13 protein-coding genes are annotated in these 17,010 nt (G+C 73.0%); 3 read left to right on the forward strand and 10 right to left on the reverse strand.

Annotated features, from left to right (window positions below; translation table 11 throughout):
- Positions 1-62: 62 nt before the first annotated feature.
- The 3 genes from HUT18_RS09040 to HUT18_RS09050 all read right to left on the reverse strand — a co-directional run bounded on the left by HUT18_RS09040 (position 63) and on the right by HUT18_RS09050 (position 3,814).
- Positions 63-1,397: a sensor histidine kinase KdpD gene (locus HUT18_RS09040; protein WP_176099392.1), complete on the reverse strand. Its 1,335-nt coding sequence runs from the start codon at positions 1,395-1,397 to the stop codon at positions 63-65.
- An 86-nt stretch (positions 1,398-1,483) separates the two neighbouring features.
- A complete protein-coding gene (locus tag HUT18_RS09045) occupies positions 1,484-3,280 on the reverse strand; it encodes a hypothetical protein (RefSeq protein WP_176099394.1) in 1,797 nt (598 codons plus the stop codon).
- A gap of 234 nt (positions 3,281-3,514) precedes the next feature.
- A complete protein-coding gene (locus tag HUT18_RS09050) occupies positions 3,515-3,814 on the reverse strand; it encodes a hypothetical protein (RefSeq protein WP_176099396.1) in 300 nt (99 codons plus the stop codon).
- A gap of 681 nt (positions 3,815-4,495) precedes the next feature.
- Here HUT18_RS09050 and HUT18_RS09055 point away from each other — a divergent pair.
- Both HUT18_RS09055 and HUT18_RS09060 read left to right on the forward strand, forming a co-directional pair.
- On the forward strand, positions 4,496-6,772 hold the full coding sequence (locus HUT18_RS09055; RefSeq protein ID WP_176099398.1) for a SpoIIE family protein phosphatase: 2,277 nt from the start codon (positions 4,496-4,498) through the stop codon (positions 6,770-6,772).
- 105 nt (positions 6,773-6,877) lie between these two features.
- A complete protein-coding gene (locus tag HUT18_RS09060) occupies positions 6,878-7,549 on the forward strand; it encodes a sensor domain-containing protein (protein ID WP_176099399.1) in 672 nt (223 codons plus the stop codon).
- A gap of 1 nt (position 7,550) precedes the next feature.
- Here the strand turns inward: HUT18_RS09060 and HUT18_RS09065 are convergent, their stop codons facing one another.
- From HUT18_RS09065 to HUT18_RS09095, 7 genes are all read right to left on the reverse strand, one after another.
- Positions 7,551-8,990, reverse strand: a complete 1,440-nt coding sequence (locus HUT18_RS09065) for an aldehyde dehydrogenase (NADP(+)) (protein ID WP_176099401.1) — start codon at positions 8,988-8,990, stop codon at positions 7,551-7,553.
- 78 nt (positions 8,991-9,068) lie between these two features.
- On the reverse strand, positions 9,069-10,070 hold the full coding sequence (locus HUT18_RS09070) for a proline racemase family protein (RefSeq protein ID WP_176099403.1): 1,002 nt from the start codon (positions 10,068-10,070) through the stop codon (positions 9,069-9,071).
- Positions 10,070-11,011 (reverse strand): dihydrodipicolinate synthase family protein, encoded by a 942-nt coding sequence (locus HUT18_RS09075; protein ID WP_254878492.1) that lies wholly within the window; start codon positions 11,009-11,011, stop codon positions 10,070-10,072. Before HUT18_RS09075 ends, HUT18_RS09070 begins: the two co-directional genes overlap by 1 nt.
- Positions 11,008-12,549 (reverse strand): FAD-dependent oxidoreductase, encoded by a 1,542-nt coding sequence (locus tag HUT18_RS09080; protein WP_176099405.1) that lies wholly within the window; start codon positions 12,547-12,549, stop codon positions 11,008-11,010. The genes HUT18_RS09075 and HUT18_RS09080 overlap by 4 nt, the downstream gene beginning before the upstream one ends.
- Positions 12,549-12,902 carry a (2Fe-2S)-binding protein gene (locus tag HUT18_RS09085; RefSeq protein WP_176099407.1) on the reverse strand — a complete coding sequence of 118 codons (354 nt, stop codon included), beginning with the start codon at positions 12,900-12,902 and terminating at the stop codon, positions 12,549-12,551. The genes HUT18_RS09080 and HUT18_RS09085 overlap by 1 nt, the downstream gene beginning before the upstream one ends.
- Complete coding sequence (locus tag HUT18_RS09090) at positions 12,899-14,197, reverse strand: FAD-binding oxidoreductase (protein WP_176099409.1); 1,299 nt, start codon at positions 14,195-14,197, stop codon at positions 12,899-12,901. Before HUT18_RS09090 ends, HUT18_RS09085 begins: the two co-directional genes overlap by 4 nt.
- A 160-nt stretch (positions 14,198-14,357) precedes the next feature.
- Positions 14,358-14,963, reverse strand: a complete 606-nt coding sequence (locus tag HUT18_RS09095) for an XRE family transcriptional regulator (protein WP_217710475.1) — start codon at positions 14,961-14,963, stop codon at positions 14,358-14,360.
- Positions 14,964-15,270: 307 nt separating this feature from the next.
- Here HUT18_RS09095 and HUT18_RS09100 point away from each other — a divergent pair, with 307 nt between their 5' ends.
- On the forward strand, positions 15,271-16,935 hold the full coding sequence (locus HUT18_RS09100) for an alpha/beta fold hydrolase (protein WP_176099411.1): 1,665 nt from the start codon (positions 15,271-15,273) through the stop codon (positions 16,933-16,935).
- Positions 16,936-17,010: the final 75 nt, after the last annotated feature.

The following is a 17,010-nucleotide window of genomic DNA, read 5'->3' on the forward strand; positions in this document are numbered from 1 at the left end:
ACGAGGACCCTTCGACTCGTGTCAACTTGTGTCAACTCGTGCCGGCTGTATCGAGGCAGCGATCAGCCCCGGCTCTTGTCGTTCTCCCGTGCCGGGGGCAGCCGCAGTACGAAGGAGGCGCCGCCGCGGGCGCCGGGGCCCGCGGTGAGGGTGCCGCCGTGGGCGTGGGCGACCCAGGAGGCGATGGACAGGCCGAGACCGGTGGAGCCCGAGCCGCTGCGGAACCGCTCGAACAGGGCGCCCGCCACCTGCGGGGGCAGGCCCGGGCCCGCGTCGTCGACGGTCACGATGCCGCTCGCCGAGACGGTGATCCGCACGTCGGCCGCCTCCCCGGGCGCGTGCCCGTGGGTGAGGGCGTTGCCGAGCAGATTGGCGACCGCCCTGCGCACCAGGTCGGGGTCGGCGAACACCACGGACGGCTCGGCCTCGACGGCGACGCGGTGTCCCTCGGCGGGGGTGTCCGCCACGACCGACTCGACGAGCTGGTCCAGGCGCAGCGGTTCGCGGGCGAGCGTCGCCGTGCCGGACATCAGCCGGGCCCGGGTGAGCAGCCCGTCGACCAGGCCGCCCATGGATTCGGACAGGCGCAGGGTGCGCCGCAGCACGTCCGAGGGGTCGGTCTCGCCGCGCAGCCCGGTCTCGGCGAGCATCCGCAGCGACGCGGTCGGGGTGCGCAGGTCGTGGGCGGCGTCGGCGAGGAAGGCCTCCTGCTGGCCGAGGGCCGCGAGGGCGGGCCGGATGGCGCGCCCGGACAGCAGGTGCCCGACCACCGCCGACATGGCGACCAGGACCGCGCAGGCGCCGGTCACCAGCCAGGCGAGCCGCCGGTGGTCCGCGCGCTGCTCCGAGGCGTCGGACCAGGTGACCAGGGCGCCCTCGGGCCGGGTGTTCTCGTCGGTCTCGGCCGGGTAGTACGGCAGCGCGAACACCCGGACCGGGTCACCGCCCGGGGTGCGCCGGTCGAAGGCCACCTCGCCGTCCTCGCGCACCGCGGCCGCGGCCACGTCCCGTACGACCGAGGAGCGCAGCGGCAGGCAGGGTTTCTCCGGGGCGTGCTCGACGTTCAGCCGCAGCTTCCCGCCGGAGTGCCTGGCCGTGAGGATCGTCAGCGGCGGGCAGTCGGTGTCCACGGTGTCGACCAGGACGCGGGTGTCGAGGCCGCCGTTCTCGTCGATCTCCAGCAGGCCCAGGTCCCAGCTGGTGTCCGCGTTCATGGTCTGGTCGAGCTGCGCCCGCCACCGCTGGGCGTCGCTGCGTACCGCGAAGGCCCCCATGGCCACCACGCCGACGGCGCTGGTGAGCGCGAAGAGCACGGTGATCCGCCGACGGAGCCTGCGCACCCGGGCCGTGGGCGTGAGCGGACGCGAGCGTCGCCGACGCGGCACTCGCACTCTCATCGCGAACTCCCCTGCACAGGCGGCACCGGCACCGGGTCACCATATCCACGCAGATCACCCGTGCGGTAAACGCGCGTCCGTCCCGCTCAGCGGCAGAGCAGCGGGCCGAGGGAGAGGCCGAGGAGGGTGGCACAGTCCTGCTCTTCGGCGGACGGCTCGGGCTCCGGCTCGTTCTTGGCGGGCTTCTCCTCCGCGGCGGGCCGCTCCTCGGCGGCGGAGGGCTCGGGCTCGGCGCTCGGTTCCCGCGGGGACGGCGAACTCTCCGCCTTCTCCTGCCCCTTGTCGCTCGTACCCGGCCGCTCGGTCGGCGCCGCAGCCGACGGCTCGCTCGGCGCACCGGTCGCGGTGTCGCGCGGAGCCTCGTCCTGGGGTGCGGGTTTGGTGTCGTGGGGGTGGGTGGGGCTGGGTGCGGGTGTGGGGGTGGTGGTGCGGGTGGGGCGGTGTGCGGTGGTCGGCTGTGGTGAGGGGATCAGGGCCCAGGCGATGAGGGCGAGGGAGGCGGCGAGGGCCAGGGTGAGGAAGGCGGCGCGGCGGCGTCGGCGGGTGAGGCGTGCGGCGAACGCGGCCCGGGTCTTCTCGGGGACGTAGCGGCGGATGAGGAAGCCGAGCAGGGAGCTGAGGAGTTGCCAGCAGATGAGGAGGACGCCGACGAGGGGGAGCAGGAGCAGGATGATCTGCAGGAGGGCGGAGGCGACGCCGAGGACGGGGTGGGGGTTGTTGAGGGCTTCGTCGGCGAGGTTGTGGGTGGAGTCGAGGGCGGAGGCTGTCCATTGGGGCAGGCGGGTGAGGACGATGGCGAGTTGGACGGCGAGGGCGGGCAGGACGGTGAGGACCCAGACGGTGACGACGATTTGGGGCCAGCGTTTGAGGGCGTCGAGGCGGGCGTCGGCGGGTTTGCGCAGGACGGCGTGTTTGAGGATGGGGCCGATGTATTTGAAGAGGTCGGGGATGCCGACGAGGTCGGAGACGATGTAGTAGCCGTCGAAGCGGAGGGTGGGCAGGAGTTGTTGGGCCATCTCGAGGTTGGTGAAGAGGATGGCGGCGAGGATGACGGGGTTGTGGGTGTTGAGGTAGGCGGCGATGAGGGCGAGGACGAAGATCCCGTTGAAGTAGACGCCGCCGAGGTCGGTGCGTAGGCGTCCGGCGCGGCCCAGGCGGTAGGAGTTGGTGACGTCGGTGTAGAAGGCGGGCCAGACGAGGTAGATGCCGCAGCCCATGACGCCGGGTTTGACTTTGCCGTAGCGGCAGGCGGCGGCGTGGCCGCATTCGTGGAAGGCGGAGGAGGTCAGGGTCAGGGTGACCACGATGAGTACGGAGTTGGGGCTGGCCATCGAGGTGGCAACGGCGGTGCCGACGTCCTGGGAGAGGAACACCCACACCTCGCCGACCAGGACCGTGGCGACGACCGCCATCAGTACCAGTGGTGTGAACAGCCAGGCGAACAGGCCCGCGATGAACCACGTCGCCCGCTCGGAGAGCACCGCTTTACGGAACCGCAGGGTCAGGAAACTGTTCGCCTTCGGAATCTCCGGCGGCGAACCGTCGCTGTACCGCGTGATCCCCAACGGCGCCAACTTCTTGTCCATCAGATACGCGACGTGCTCGGCGGTGAAGGCACGCCCGCTGAGCTTGCCCAGTTCCTCGGCCACCTTCGCCATGACGGCATAACCGCCTTGCGTCGCCCCGGACTTGGCGCGGCGCTTTCCGGCGGGTTCCGGTTCCGCGGTGCGCTCGTGCTCCGCGATGAGTTTCGTGGCCTGGTACAGCAGCGGCGGCAGATGAATGACCTGCCCGTCGAAACGGTGCACCAGATGAGGCGGGACGCGATATCCGGATCCCGTGAACTCGCCGACCAGTTCGGTGCCTTCGGTCAGTCCCGGCACGGGGTAATCGGCAGGCGGTGCGGTCTTTTCCGAGGGGCTGGACACTCGCGTATTGATGACGATCTCCTACGGCGGACTGCCGGTGGTCACGGCCCGGAAAGGCATGACGGCTACTGCACGGACAACGAGCCGCGCACGGTGCCGGTCACGCCCGTACCGGGCACGGCCGGGAAAACAAAAAACGCGGGGGAGGGCGATGCGATCGCCCTCCCCCGCGCCCGAGGAGGAAATACCTCAGTGCGTGGCCGTAGCAGCCGGCACGCAGGTGAGGCTGTTGCTCGGGTTGTTCGAGCCGAGGCCCAGAGCGCCGACGAGGCCCGGGGTTCCGTGAACCTGCTGAGCCTGGCACGCCGAGGTGGAGAGGGCACCGCCGCCGTTGTCACCGCCGCCGACCGCGACAGCGCTGGAGCTCGCGCCACCGGCGTCGTGGCCGCCACCGGCGTTGTTGAACGGAACAACGGTGGACAGGACAGCGCGCTCGGGCAGAAGCTCCCCGGTCAGACCGTCCAGCTCCTCGAAGGTGATCGCGTTCATGCTTTTCCTTTCATGGCCACGGACGGCTTGCCCCGTCCGACGCAATGAGAACTGGGCAAAAGGGTTTTGAGTAACGGCAGTTCACTCGTCCGCGAAAAAACGGGCGAGCTGCTGATTCATTTATAGGACGATCCTTCCGGCGGCACTCTTTCTTCCCGCTCGGCACTTGTCGGTTCTTCACGGCCGATAACCGGTCGATAAACCGGCGCGCGCACCACGCGCCACGCTCGGTCGGCCCGAACAGGGTCGGCGGCGCGAACACGGTCCGTCCTCTCGACTACGGCCGGTAAGGAAGTGGCGGACGGGCGGAGAGGAGGGGCGCGGCCAGGCTCCACGAACGCCCGCCCGTCTACTGGCATGGACATGCTCACCCGCCCCACCTGCGGAAACGTCAGCCCGCCTCCCCCACCGGACGCCGCCGATCGCTGCTGCCCCGTTTTTGGGTGACCATGACTAACGGGGCGCGGATCTTTCGCGCCCGCGAGGTCCGCGAGGCATCGCGACCGGACGAGGCAGGGCCGGACGGCGAGACGCTCAGTGGGGCGAGCCCGGCGAAGGAGCGACGTGGCCGAAGCTCAGGACAGGCGGGACGACGATCGCCATCCGTCGTCGAGGCCATCCCCGACCGGGACGGCGGGCCACGACGGCGGTCCCGTGGCGACCGGGCCACCGGGCGGCGCCGTGACCACGGCGGACCCCGGCGACGACGCGACCACGGCCGACCCGGGCGACGAGCGGTCCGTGGCCGAGGCGATGGCCAAGCTGCTCGGCTGCCCCGACCCGCAGTCGCTGCTCACCACCGCGATGGACGTCTGGCTGACCGGGGTGGGCGCCTCCTCCGGCCTGGTGCATCTGCTCCAGGACGACGGGTGGATGCGGATGGCCATGGGCGTCGGCTACCCCGAGGAGGCGCTCGACTCCTTCCGGCTGATACCCCCGGACGCCGAACAGCCGCTCGTGCGGGTGGCCCGTACCCGCGTCCCGGAACACGTGCTCGCCGCGGAGTACCGGGACCTCTTCCCCGTCGGCGTCTCACCGCGGCGGCCGACCTCCTTCAGTGTGCTGCCGCTGCTCGTGGACGACCGGTGCCTGGGCACGCTCATGGTGCAGCTCGACCGGCTCGATCCGCTGTCCGGTGTGGAGGAGCACGAGCTGACGCTGATCACCACCGTCTGCGCGCACCGGCTCGACCATCTGCTCTCGATGGGTACCGGCGCCGAGAGCGACGAACGGCTCGACCAGGCCCTGCGGCTCATCCAGGGCCGCTCCCGGGCGGCCCGGCTCGAACTGGCCATGACCAACGCCGAGATCGGCTCCTTCGACTGGGACTTCGCCTCCGGGAAACTGATCTGGGACGACCGGATCTGCCGTCTGTTCGGTCTGGAGCCGGAGGAGTTCGACGAACGCCACGAGACCTTCATCGGCGCGATCCACCCGGACGACCGGGAGCAGGTCGAGGAGCTCCTGGAGCGGACCAAGGAGACCGGGATCTACCGGGGCGAGTACCGCGTCGTCTGGCCGGACGGCAGCGTCCACTGGATCGCCGCGGGCGGCAAGGTCGTCTACGACACCCAGGGACGGCCGATGGGCATGCTGGGCGTGGCCCAGGACCGCACCGAGCAGCGCCGCAACGAGGAACTCAGCGCCGCACGCCAGCAGTTCATCCTGGACGTCTCGCGCGCCTTCAGCGACGCGATGTCCACCCAGAGCGTGATCGAGAAGGTATACGAGACCGTCCTGCCGGGTCTCGGCGGCAGCTCCACCGCGCTGTACGTCAGTGAGCGCACCGGGATGCATCTGGTCGGCACCCGCGGGCTGCACGGCGAGTCGCTGCGCCGGCTGGAGCGCCTCACCGCCCTGGACGCGGGCCATCCGCTGCAACGGGAGCTGCGGATGGACCGGCCGATGTTCTTCGGCGACCGCGAGGCCCTGACCGCCTCGGTCTGGCAGCCGGACCTGGTGCCCGAGGAGGAGGTGCAGGCCTCGGCCCTGCTGCCGCTGACCACCGGCGAGGACCTGGTCGGCATCTGGGTCGTCAACTACTCCGAGCCGCACGAGTTCACACCGGAGGTCCAGGTCGCGCACACCGCGGCCGCCGGTATTCTCGGCCAGTCGCTGGCCCGCGCCGAGCAGTTCGACGCCCGGCGCCGCCAGATGAACGAGCTCCAGCAGCTGATGCTGCCGCGCACCATCCCGGACGTGCCGCGCCTGGAGGCGGCGGTGCGCTATCTGCCGGGTTCGCAGGGGCTGCACGTGGGCGGCGACTGGTACGACATCCTCAGCATGCCGGGCGGGCGGGTCACCCTGGCGATCGGGGACGTGCAGGGTCACAGTGCCGAAGCGGCCGCCGTGATGGGGCAGTTGAGGACCTCGATGTGGGCCCACGCCAAGATGGGGCCGACGCCCACCGCGCTGATGCAGCTCGGCAACCACACCCTCGCCGACCTCGACACCGAGCTGTTCGCGACGAGTTGTCTGATCGAGCTCGACCCGGTCAGCGGCGACTACACGGCGGTGCGCGCCGGACACCCGTACCCCTTGGTGGTGCACCCCGACGGGCGGGTGCACGAGCTGGAGGTGCCCGGCGGGCTGCCGCTCGGCACTTTCGCCGACAGCGAGTACCCGGACCTGGACGGGACCCTGCCGCCGGGCGCCATCCTGCTGCTGTTCACCGACGGTCTGGTGGAGCGCCGCGACGCCGACTACACGGAGGCCGTCTACGAGCTGATGCACGCCCTCGCGCAGTGGACGCGGGAACGCCCGCCCGACGGGGATCCGGACGGCGACGGCCCGGAGGGACGGCGTACGGTCGCCGCGGCCTCCGGCGAGGGCGGCCCCGCGCAGTCCATCGCCAACAGCCTCTCCCTGGACGCCCTCGCGGATCTGGTCGTCACGCCCGCGCTGTCGCGCAGTTCGCACGACGACATCGCGGTTCTCCTTGTACGGCGCACCAGTTGAGCCCGGCGGCGGTCAACACCCGCCCGCACGGGTGGGGTTGTCCCCACCCCCGGTCCGGGGGCCGTCCGGCTGGGTCCGCGAGGGCCCCGGCGGAAAGCTGGAGCCATGACCGAGACCACGCCCCCGCTCTTCGCGCACGCCGCGCCGCGGACCCCCGCCGCCCACCTTCCCCGTAGCGCCAAGGCCCCCGCCTTCGGGCACGCCCTGGTCTATCTGCTCGCCGGATTCCCGCTCAGCCTGGCCGTGTTCGTGGCCGCGTGCGTCGGGGTCTCCTTCGGCCTGGGCACCCTGGTCGTCTGGCTCGGCCTGCCGGTGCTCGCCGGAACCCTCGCCCTGGCCCGGCGGCACGCCGCGCTGGAGCGGCGCCGGGCCGAGGCGGTCACCGGACGGGCCATGCCCGCGCCGCGCTACCGCGAGAACCACGCGACGGGCGTGCGCTGGATGTTCCGCTCGCTCGCCGACCCGCGTGCCTGGGCGGACCTGAGCCATATGTTCCTGGGGCTCGTCCTGCGTACGGTCACCTTCTCGCTGGCGCTGACCTGGACGGTGGGCGGCCTCGGCGAACTCCTCTACGGCACCTGGTCCTGGTCGCTCCCGCGCGACGGGGGCGAGGAGGGCCTGCTCGACCTCGCCTTCGGCATCTCCTCCCGGGCCGCCGACATCGGCTTCCACACCGGTGTGGGCGTGCTGCTCCTGGCGACGGCCGTGCCGATGGTGCGAGGACTCGTCGCCCTGGAGGTGGGCCTGGTGCGGGCGCTGCTCACGGGCCGGCGCTGACTCAGCTCGCCCGTACCCGCTGCGGCACGCCCCACGGGTTGTCGTCCCGCAGCGGCTCGGGCAGCAGTTCCTCCGGGGCGCCCTGGTAGGCGACCGGTCGCGTGAAGCGTTCGAGAGCGGCGGTGCCGACCGAGGTGCCGGCCGGTGCGGTGGTCGCGGGGAAGGGGCCGCCGTGCTGCATGGCATGGGTCACCGAGACGCCGGTGGGCCACTGGTTCCACAGCACGCGGCCACTGCGGTCTGCCAAGACCCCGGCAAGTGAGGTGAGTTGGGTCGCCTCAGCGGGTTCGGCGTGCACGCTCGCGGTCAGTTGGCCGGGCATGCGGCTCAAGACTTCTGCCAGCTCCCCGAGTTGGCGGTAGGTCACGACGAGTCCCAGCGGGCCGAAGCACTCCTCGGCGGCCTCCTCGCCCGCCGCGACGAAGGACTTCAGGTCGGTCGCGAGGAGCCGGGGCGCGGGGGTCTCGTCGTCGGCGGGCCGGACGAGGGTACGGACGCCGGGCAGTGCGGCGAGGCGTCGCGCCCCGTCGAGATAGCCCTGGACGAAACGGTCGCCGAGCATCGGCGCGGCCTCGACTCCGCGCAGGGCCGAGGCGATCGCGTCGACGAGACCGTGGTCCTCGGCGGGGACGAACAGCAGCCCGGGGTTGGTGCAGAACTGTCCGGCGCCCAGGGTGAGCGAGCCGACGTAGCCGGAGGCCAGTTCGGCCGCGCGGACGCGCGCCGCCTCCTCGGTCACCACGACCGGGTTGACGCTGCCCAACTCCCCGTAGAACGGGATCGGTTCGGGTCGTTCGGCGGCGATACGGGCGAGGGTGAGCCCGCCGCGCTGGGAGCCGGTGAACGCCGCCGCGCGCAGGGCGGGATGACGCAGTGCCTCGATCCCCTGCTCCTCGCCCTCGATGAGCGCGAACACGCCCTCGGGCGCGCCCGCGCGGGCCAGCGCGTGGTCGATCAACTCCGCTGTCAGCCGCGACAGTTCGGGGTGACCGGGGTGGGCCTTGACGATCACCGGGCAGCCCGCGGCCCAGGCGGAGGCCGTGTCGCCGCCCGCGACACTGAAGGCGAACGGGAAGTTGCTCGCGGCGAAGACCAGGACCGGGCCGAGCGCGGTGCGGTAGCGGCGCAGTTCGGGGCGGGGGCCGGTCGGCCAGGCCGGATCGGCGCGGTCGATGCGTACGTCGTAGTGCTCGCCCGCCCGCGCCTCGGCCGCGAACAGGCCCAACTGGAAGGTGGTACGGGTGAGTTCGCCGTTCAGGCGGGCGGGGCCGAGCCGGGTCTCGGCATCGGCCGCCGCCACCAGGGCCTCCCGTTCCTCCTCCAGGGCCTTGGCGACCGTGGTCAGGGCGTGGGCCCGCAGATCCGGCGGGCTCGCGGCCCAGCTGGGTGCGGCCTCCGCCGCGGCGGCGGCGAGTACGCGGTCGGTCGGAGTGGGGTTCACGTGTGTCTCGGTCCTGTCCTGTGGAGTGAGTGGGCTGCCGGTTCGCACGTACTCGGCGCACGTACTCAGAGCACGTGTTCAGAGCACGAAGCCCTGCGGGAACGGGTCGCTCGGGTCGAGCAGATAGTTCGCCGTGCCGGTGATCCAGGCGCGGCCGGAGAACTCCGGTACGACGGCGGGGAGTTGGCCGACCGTGCTGGTGCCGACGAGGCGGCCGGTGAAGCGGGTGCCGATGAAGGACTCGTTGACGAAGTCGGTGTGCAGGGGGAGTTCGCCGCGTGCGTGGAGCTGGGCCATCCGGGCGCTGGTGCCGGTGCCGCAGGGTGAGCGGTCGAACCAGCCGGGGTGGATGGCCATGGCGTTGCGGGAGTGCGCGGCGTCGGAGCCGGGGGCGAGGAACTGCACGTGCTTGCAGCCGGAGATGGCCGGGTCCTCGGGGTGCGCCGGACGGCGGTGGGTGTTGACCGCCTCCATGACGGCGAGGCCCGCGCTCAGGATCTCGTCCTTGCGTGCCCGGTCGAACGGCAGCCCGGTTTGGGCGAGTTCGACCACGGCGTAGAAGTTTCCGCCGTACGCCATGTCGTAGCGGATCTCCCCGAGGCCGGGCACCGGCACCCGGGCGTCCAGCTCCAGCGCGAAGGCGTCCACGTTGCGCAGGGTGACCTGCTCGGCGACGCCGTCCCGTACCCGCACCCGCGCCTCGACGAGTCCGGCCGGGGTGTCCAGGCGGACCAGTGTCTCCGGCTCGGTGACCGCCACCATGCCGGTCTCCACGAGCACGGTCGCGACACCGATGGTGCCGTGGCCGCACATCGGCAGGAAGCCGCTGACCTCGATGTACAGCACGCCCCAGTCGGCGTCCGGGCGGGTCGGCGGCTGGAGGATCGCCCCGCTCATCGCCGAGTGGCCGCGCGGTTCGTCGACCAGGAAGCGGCGCAGACCGTCCAGGTGCTCCACGGCGTACCGGCGGCGTTCGGCCATGGTGTCGCCGGGGATCGGGCCGACGCCTCCGGTGACGACCCGGGTCGGCATGCCCTCGGTGTGCGAGTCGACCGCGCTGATGCTGCGGACCGCGCGCATCAGGCGGCGGCCTGCCGTTCGAGGGCGGCGATCGCGCGGGCCATGTCGGCCTCCACCCCGGCCCGCAGGTCCGCGGCGAGCGGTCCGCGCGGCGGGCGGCAGGGGCCGCCGAAGCGCCCGACCTTCTCCATGCCCAGCTTGATGGCCTGTACGAACTCGGTGCGCGAGTCCCAGCGGAAGGCGGCCACCAGCGGCTCGTACAGGGCGCGCGCCTCGGCGAGGCGGCCCTCGGTGGCGAGCGCGAACAGCCGGGCGGACTCGGCCGGGAAGACATTGGGGAATCCGGCGAACCAGCCGGTCGCGCCCATGAGGAGGCTCTCCAGGACGACGTCGTCGGCGCCGCTGACGACCTCCAGGCCGGGGGCGCTCTCACGGATCTCCAAGACCCGCCGTACGTCGCCGGAGAACTCCTTCACGGCGGCGATGTTGTCGATCTGGGCGATCTCGGCGAGCAGGTCGGGGGTCAGGTCGACCTTGGTGTCGAGCGGGTTGTTGTAGACCATCACCGGCAGCCCGACCGAGGCGACGGCCTCGAAGTGCCCCAGAATCTCCGCCCTGTTGGCGCGGTACATGGTCGGCGGCAGGCAGAGCACACCATCCGCGCCGTCCTCGGCCGCGATCTCGGCCCAGTACTTGGCCTGGTGCGCGCCGACCCCGTGCACGCCGACGACGACCTTGCCCGCGCCGCCCACCGCCTCGACGGCGGTACGGGCGACCCGGCGGCGCTCCTCGTCGGTCAGCGAGGAGTACTCGCCGAGCGAGCCGTTGGGCCCGACACCGTCACAGCCGTTGTCGACCAGCCACTTGCAGTGCTCGGCGTACCGGTCGTAGTCGACCGCGAGCCCGGCCGGTGCGGCGGGATCCTCGGCGTACGGCAGGGCCGTGGCCACCACGACGCCGCCGAGCGGACCGGTCTTGGGCTTGTTGTCGATGGTGCTCAACTGGACTCCTTGGTAAGGGGGTTGGGGGTACTGGACTGGGGGTGGCCGGTGCCGTCGGGCTCGGGCTCGCGTTCCGGTTCGGGTACGGGGGCGGGCCCCGCCGCGAGTTCGCCGAGGCGGATGGGCTGGGCGAGTGGGCGGCGGTGGATCGCCGGCGCGGGCAGGCCGTCGGTGTCGTGGCCGTCCGGGGCGGGGCCGCGCAGCCGGGCGGTGAGTTCGGTGACGGTGGGGCCGCACATCCGTGCCTGGCAGGGGCCGAGTCCGGCGCGGGTGGCGAGTTTCGCGGTACGGGCGGCGGCGCCCGCGGGTTCCTCGGCCGCGCGGCACAGCGCCCCGTACGGGGTCTCCTCGCAGCGGCAGACCAGGGTTTCGGGGCGCAGCCAGCCGGGCCAGGCGGCGCCGACGGGGTGGGCGCGGGCGAGCCGTTCGGCGAAGGCGCGGCCCTGGTCGCGGCTGCGGCGCAGGGCCCGCAGCGGCCGGGCGCCGACGGGGCCGCCCGCCGCGTACCAGCCCGCGAGCGCGCCCTCGGCCCGCGCCGCCGGAGCGCCCGCGATGCCCGTGATCTCGCCCGCCGCCCAGACCCCGGCGACGGAGGTGCGCTGGTCGCCGTCGACCCGGACGAACTCTCCGGCCGGGGTCGAGTCGACCAAACAGCCCGCTGCCACCGGGAGTTCGAGCTGCGGACTGAATCCGTGCGCGACACAGACGGCGTCCACCGCGACGGTCCGCTCACTGCTCGGCACCACCGACCAGTCCGGCCGCAGCCGCGCGGTCACGACCTCCTCCACACGGCCCTCGCCGCGCGCCTCGACGACCGTACGGCCGGTGCGGTACGGGACCCGGTGGCGCGCCAACGCGCCCGCGTACTCGACGAGTTCAGCCGTCTTGCCGACCTGCGCGGCCAACTGCCAGGGACGGTGCGACCATCCCCGTACGAGCGTGGCAGGGGTGCTGGCCTCAAGCACCTCCCGCACCCGGGCGCCCGCTTCGAGCAGCGAGGCGGCGACGGGCAGCAGGAAGGGGCCGCTCCCGGCGACCACGACCCGGTCGCCGACCACCACCCGCTCACCCTTGGCCAGCGCCTGCGCGGCTCCGGCGGTGAACACACCGGGCAACTCCCAGCCGGGGAAAGGCAGTACGCGGTCGTGGGCGCCGGTGGCGAGGACCAGGGCGTCGGGGTCCAGGGTGTGCCGGGTGCGTCCGGAACCGTCGGCCGGGCCGTGCAGCACGTGCACACGCGGCGGCTTGCGCTCGCCCGGGCCCCGGCGTTCCAGGGCCCAGACGGAGGTCTCGGCCCGCCAGGTGCAGCGCGGGTGGCCGAGCAGCGCGCGGCGCAGCCGGGCGAAGTCCCGCCAGCCGTGCTGGAGCCGCTCGGGGCGGGCGGCCTCGTACTCCTCGGGCAGCATGCGGTGGTACTGGCCGCCCGGGTCCGGCGCCGAGTCGAGCAGGGTGACCTCGGCGCCCGCGGCGAGGGCGGACCGCGCGGCGGCGAGACCGGCGGGGCCCGCACCGACGACGACCACCTGACGTCGCCTCATCAGCTCGCGCTTTCGGGCGAGTTGGGCTGCTGGGGCGTTGCGCCCTCCCCCGGCGACGTACGGGCCTGGGTGGTCACCTCGTCGCCGTCCTGTGCGCGGCGTCGGCAGGCGCGGACGTCCGGGACGCCGTTGACGGTGACCAGGCAGTCGAAGCAGACGCCGATGCCGCAGAACACTCCGCGCGGGGCACCCGAAGCACCCCGGCGCCAGTGGAGCCTGCCGGAGGCGAGCAGCACGCCCGCGAGGCTCTGGCCCGCGAGGCCGTCGACCCGCTCGCCGTCGACGGTGAGGCGCAACGGCCGCTCGCGGCGCCCGACGGCGTCGGCCGCCGCCGGTACGAGACGTGGAGTCACGGGTGCTCCCTTCCTTCGGAGTGCTCGGAGTTCTCAGGGCGTTCGGAATGCTTGGAGTTCTCGGGGTGCTCGGGGTGTTCCGGATGCTCGGGGCGCTCGGGGTGTTCCGCCGGGGGCGCCTCGGCGAGTACGGCGGGGCGGTCGACGCGGAACGGGTCCGGATCGATCTCCGTCGGGCGGCCGAGGACGAGTTGGCGCAGCAGCCGTGCCGTGCCGAGGGCGAGTCCGATGCCCGCGCCCTCGTGCCCGCCCGCGTGCCAGAGTCCGGCCAGGCGCGGGTCGGCGCCGAGTACGGGCAGATGGTCGGGGACGTACGGGCGGAAGCCGCCGTAGGCCCGCATCACCGGGATGTCGGCGAGGGACGGGAAGAGCCGCAGGGCCTTGGCGGCGACGGCGGCGAGCACCTCGGGGCGCAGCCGGTCGTCGAAGCCGACCCGGCGCCGCGAGGAGCCGAGCAGCACGCTGCCGCCGCGAGTGGACTCCACCACCGCCGAGGTCTGGAGGTCGGCGTCGTCGCTGCCGACGGCACCCACGTAGTCGGCGTCGTAGACCTTGTGGAAGACGGTGGGCGGCAGGGGTGTGGTGACCAGGACGTCGCCGCGCCGGGGGCGTACGTCGACCGGTGCGCCGAGCCGCGCGGAGAGCGCACCGGCCCAGGGTCCGGCCGCGTTGACGAACAGTTCGGCTTCGAGCAGACCGAGCGAGGTGTGTACGCCGGTCAGGCCCGTGGGGCCGGTCCGGGCGCCCAACACCTCGCAGCCGGTGCGGAGTTCGGCGCCCTCGGCGAGGGCGTCGGCGAGCAGGGCGGTGGCCGCGGCGGCGGGCTGGACCTGGGCGTCCTCGGGGTAGTGCAGTGCGGTGCGCCGGTCGCGGGTCAAGAAGGGTTCGGCGGCGGTGAGTTGATCCTCGTCCAAGGTCTCGGCCCGTACGCCGCACGCGCGTTGGCCCGCGGCGAACGCGGTCAGCGCCTCGGCGCCCGGTTCGGTGGTGGCGACGACGATGCCGCCCTTGGGCTCCCATTCGACGGCACGCACCAACTCGGCGGCCCTGCGTGAGCGTTGGGCGATGGCGTCGAGCACCTCGGGCCACAGGCGGCGGGAGAGCTTGGCCAACTCCAGCTCGGGTCCCGGGCCCTTGTCGGAGAGCAGGATGTTGCCCTCGCCGTGCGCGGTGGTCGCCGAGGCGGCGCCGCCCCGGTCCACCACGGTGACGGCGAACCCGGCGAGCGCCAGCTCACGCGCGCAGGCGGCACCGACGATCCCAGCACCGATCACCACCGCTCGTGTTCCGCGCATCGAACCCTCCCGTTCGTTTTATCGAACGAGAGGAGGTTAGGCGTGCCCACAGCAGGGTGTCAACGGTCACGGGCTCGGCGTCTTCGGCCCACACTCATGGGCGGTCCGGAAGTCGCGGGATCGCGCGCCGGCGGGCGAGCCGCGCCCCGGCCTCGCGCCCTTACTCGCCTTCGCCCGGCGAGGCGTACGGCGACTGGGACGGCGCCCGGTCCTTCCCGTACTGGAGCAGCAGCACGGACCGCACAGGACCGTCGAGCGCCTCGTAGCCGTGCGGCTGGGCGGCGTCGAAGCCGACGTAGTCGCCGGGGCCGAGTTCGGCCTCCTCGCCGGCGACCCGTACGCCGAGCCGACCGGACTGGACGATGGTGTGCTCGGTGCCGACGTGCCCGAGCGAGTCGCGCCGCGAACCGGCCTGAACCTGCTGGTCGTACACCTCGAAGACGGTGTCGCCCGACTCGATGCGCTGGAGCGGGCGCAGGTCGAGACCCTCGCCGCTGAGCGCCTCCACCTCCCCGGCGCGCACCACGCGCAGACCGGCCGGGGGCCGGGTGTCGAGCAGTTCGGAGATCGGCACTTCGAGGACCCGGGAGAGGCTGAACACCGTCTCGATGGTCGGGTTCCCGGTGCCGGACTCCAGCTGCGAGAGCGTGGCCTTGCCGATCTTCGAGCGCCGCGACAGCTCGGACAGCGAGAGCCCGCGGCGCGAGCGCAGCCGCTTGAGATTGACCGCCAGCATGTCCCGGATGGAGCCGTCAGGGGCGCTCACAGGTCGTTCCTTCCTCGGTGGCGCTTCGCAGCGATGTCGAGCGATCTCGTTCGTTTTGCAGAACGATCAATGGGTGGGTGCGTTCATTATCCCGATCGGACCCGGGCGTCCGGAACCCCCGTCCCGGTACGGGCGCCGAGAACCCCGAGCGTCCGCAAGGGTGATTCCGCGCAGCCATCGGAGGTCACGGCCCGAGGCGGTGGGACGGGTGCGGCGGGCCCGGTCATGTATGGACACGCCCCTCGGCGCACGGGGGGCGGCCCGTGCACCCGTACCGGGCCCGTACACAACGGAGGACGACACTCAGATGCGCGCTCGCAAGCTCACCCCGCGCCGGGCCGTGCTCGGCGCCTCGATGGCCGTCGCCCTCGCCGCGACGGCCGTGCCCGCCGCGGCCGACGCCTCTCCGGTCGCCGAAAGCGGCCCGAAGCCGCCCGCGATCCAGCCCCGCGCCTGCGCGAACCCGGAGGGCGAGACGCCGATCCCGGCGGACTGGCGCTGCGGGTACCTGGAGGTGCCGCTCGAATACCGCGCCAAGGGCGGCTACGGCGACAGCGCGGCCTCGGACCGCACCGCGGGCACGGTGCGCCTCGCGATCGCCTACCGCCCGGCCGGTGACCCCGCCGCCCGGGTCGGCGCGCTCTTCCTCAACCCGGGCGGTCCCGGCGGCTCCGGGATCGACCTGGCACGCGGCGGCGCCTGGGCCGAGGAGGTCTCGCCCGAGGTGCGCGAGCGCTTCGACCTGGTGACCTGGGACCCGCGCGGGGTCGGCGAGAGCACCCAGCTGCGCTGTGCGGCCGACGACGAGGCACGTGAGGACCTGGACGAGTTGGCGGCCCCGTACCAGGCCCCGCGCAGCACCGCCGAACTGCGCGGCAACCTCGGGGCGGCCGACCAGCTCGCGAAGTCCTGTCACACACACGCCGGGCCGCTCCTGAGCCATGTGTCGACCATGGAGAACGTGCACGACCTGGACCGGCTGCGGGGCGCCTTCCACGATCCGCGCCTCAACTACTTCGGCATCTCCTACGGCACCACCATCGGCGCCGTGTACGCCAACGTCTTCCCGCACAAGGTGCGTGCCATGGCCCTGCACGGGGTCGTCGACAACCCGGCCCGGTTCAACGACCTCCAGCGGTACGTCGCCACCGACGCCGAGGAGTCCGACCGCACCATGGAGGCGGTCCTTGCCGCCTGCGACCGGGCGGGGAGCGCGGTCTGCGCCCTCGCGGGCGGGGCCGAGGCCAAGTACCGGCGTCTGGTCGAGAAGTTCGGCTCCGACGACTCCGGCGGCGCCGAGGCCCGCGAGGCGTGGCTCGCCACCGTGGGCAACGCCCGCGCGCTCAGCGGCTCCTTCACGGCGTCCGCCGCCTCCCAGGCCGCGGCCAACCTCCAGAAGCTGTACGCCGCCGCGTTCCCGGCCGACGGCACCACCACGTTCTCGATGCCCCGGCTCGCGCCCACGCCCCGGCCCGGCTTCCTGAAGCCCGCCTACACCCACTCCGGCGACGACGTCCTGAACGCCACCAACTGCACCGACCTGCCGCCCGCGCCCCGCTCGGACGCGGGCTGGACCGGCGTATGGGGCCGGGCCCGGACCGCGTCCACGCTCGACGGGGCGATGCTGACCGGCGCGTACACGGTCTGCCGCAGCCTGCGCGACCGTTCACCGCTGCCCCGCTGGACCGGCCCCTGGGACCGGACCCGGGCCAAGGTGCTGCTCCTGAACGAGACCCACGACCAGGCCACCTCACTGGCCTGGGCCGAGCGGATGCGCGAGGCCATGGGCTCGCGCGCCGCCCTCGTCCCGATCGACGGCTTCGGCCACGGGGTCGGCACCGCGTGCAGCAGGAAGGTCATGGAGGAGCACCTGCTGACCACCCGCCTGCCCGCTTCCGGGACCCGCTGCGCCGACGGCATCCGGAACCCGTTCCTCAACACGGCGAAGACCTTCGGCCTGTTCGGCAAGTGACCGCCGGGCAGGGCGAGTAGAGGCCGCACGCAGCCACAGCGCACACGGGAGCCGGGGCCGCGCACACCGCGCGGC

The sequence above is a fragment of the Streptomyces sp. NA04227 genome (genome assembly GCF_013364195.1).
Classification (GTDB): Bacteria; Actinomycetota; Actinomycetes; order Streptomycetales; family Streptomycetaceae; genus Streptomyces.

Excerpts from the sequence above, each read along its gene's own strand:
- HUT18_RS09040 (WP_176099392.1), bottom strand. The coding sequence starts at position 1,397 with ATGAGAGTGCGAGTGCCGCGTCGGCGACGCTCGCGTCCGCTCACGCCC.
- HUT18_RS09050 (WP_176099396.1), bottom strand. The coding sequence starts at position 3,814 with ATGAACGCGATCACCTTCGAGGAGCTGGACGGTCTGACCGGGGAGCTT.
- HUT18_RS09060 (WP_176099399.1), top strand. The coding sequence starts at position 6,878 with ATGACCGAGACCACGCCCCCGCTCTTCGCGCACGCCGCGCCGCGGACC.
- HUT18_RS09070 (WP_176099403.1), bottom strand. The coding sequence starts at position 10,070 with ATGCGCGCGGTCCGCAGCATCAGCGCGGTCGACTCGCACACCGAGGGC.
- HUT18_RS09080 (WP_176099405.1), bottom strand. The coding sequence starts at position 12,549 with ATGAGGCGACGTCAGGTGGTCGTCGTCGGTGCGGGCCCCGCCGGTCTC.
- HUT18_RS09090 (WP_176099409.1), bottom strand. The coding sequence starts at position 14,197 with ATGCGCGGAACACGAGCGGTGGTGATCGGTGCTGGGATCGTCGGTGCC.
- HUT18_RS09100 (WP_176099411.1), top strand. The coding sequence starts at position 15,271 with ATGCGCGCTCGCAAGCTCACCCCGCGCCGGGCCGTGCTCGGCGCCTCG.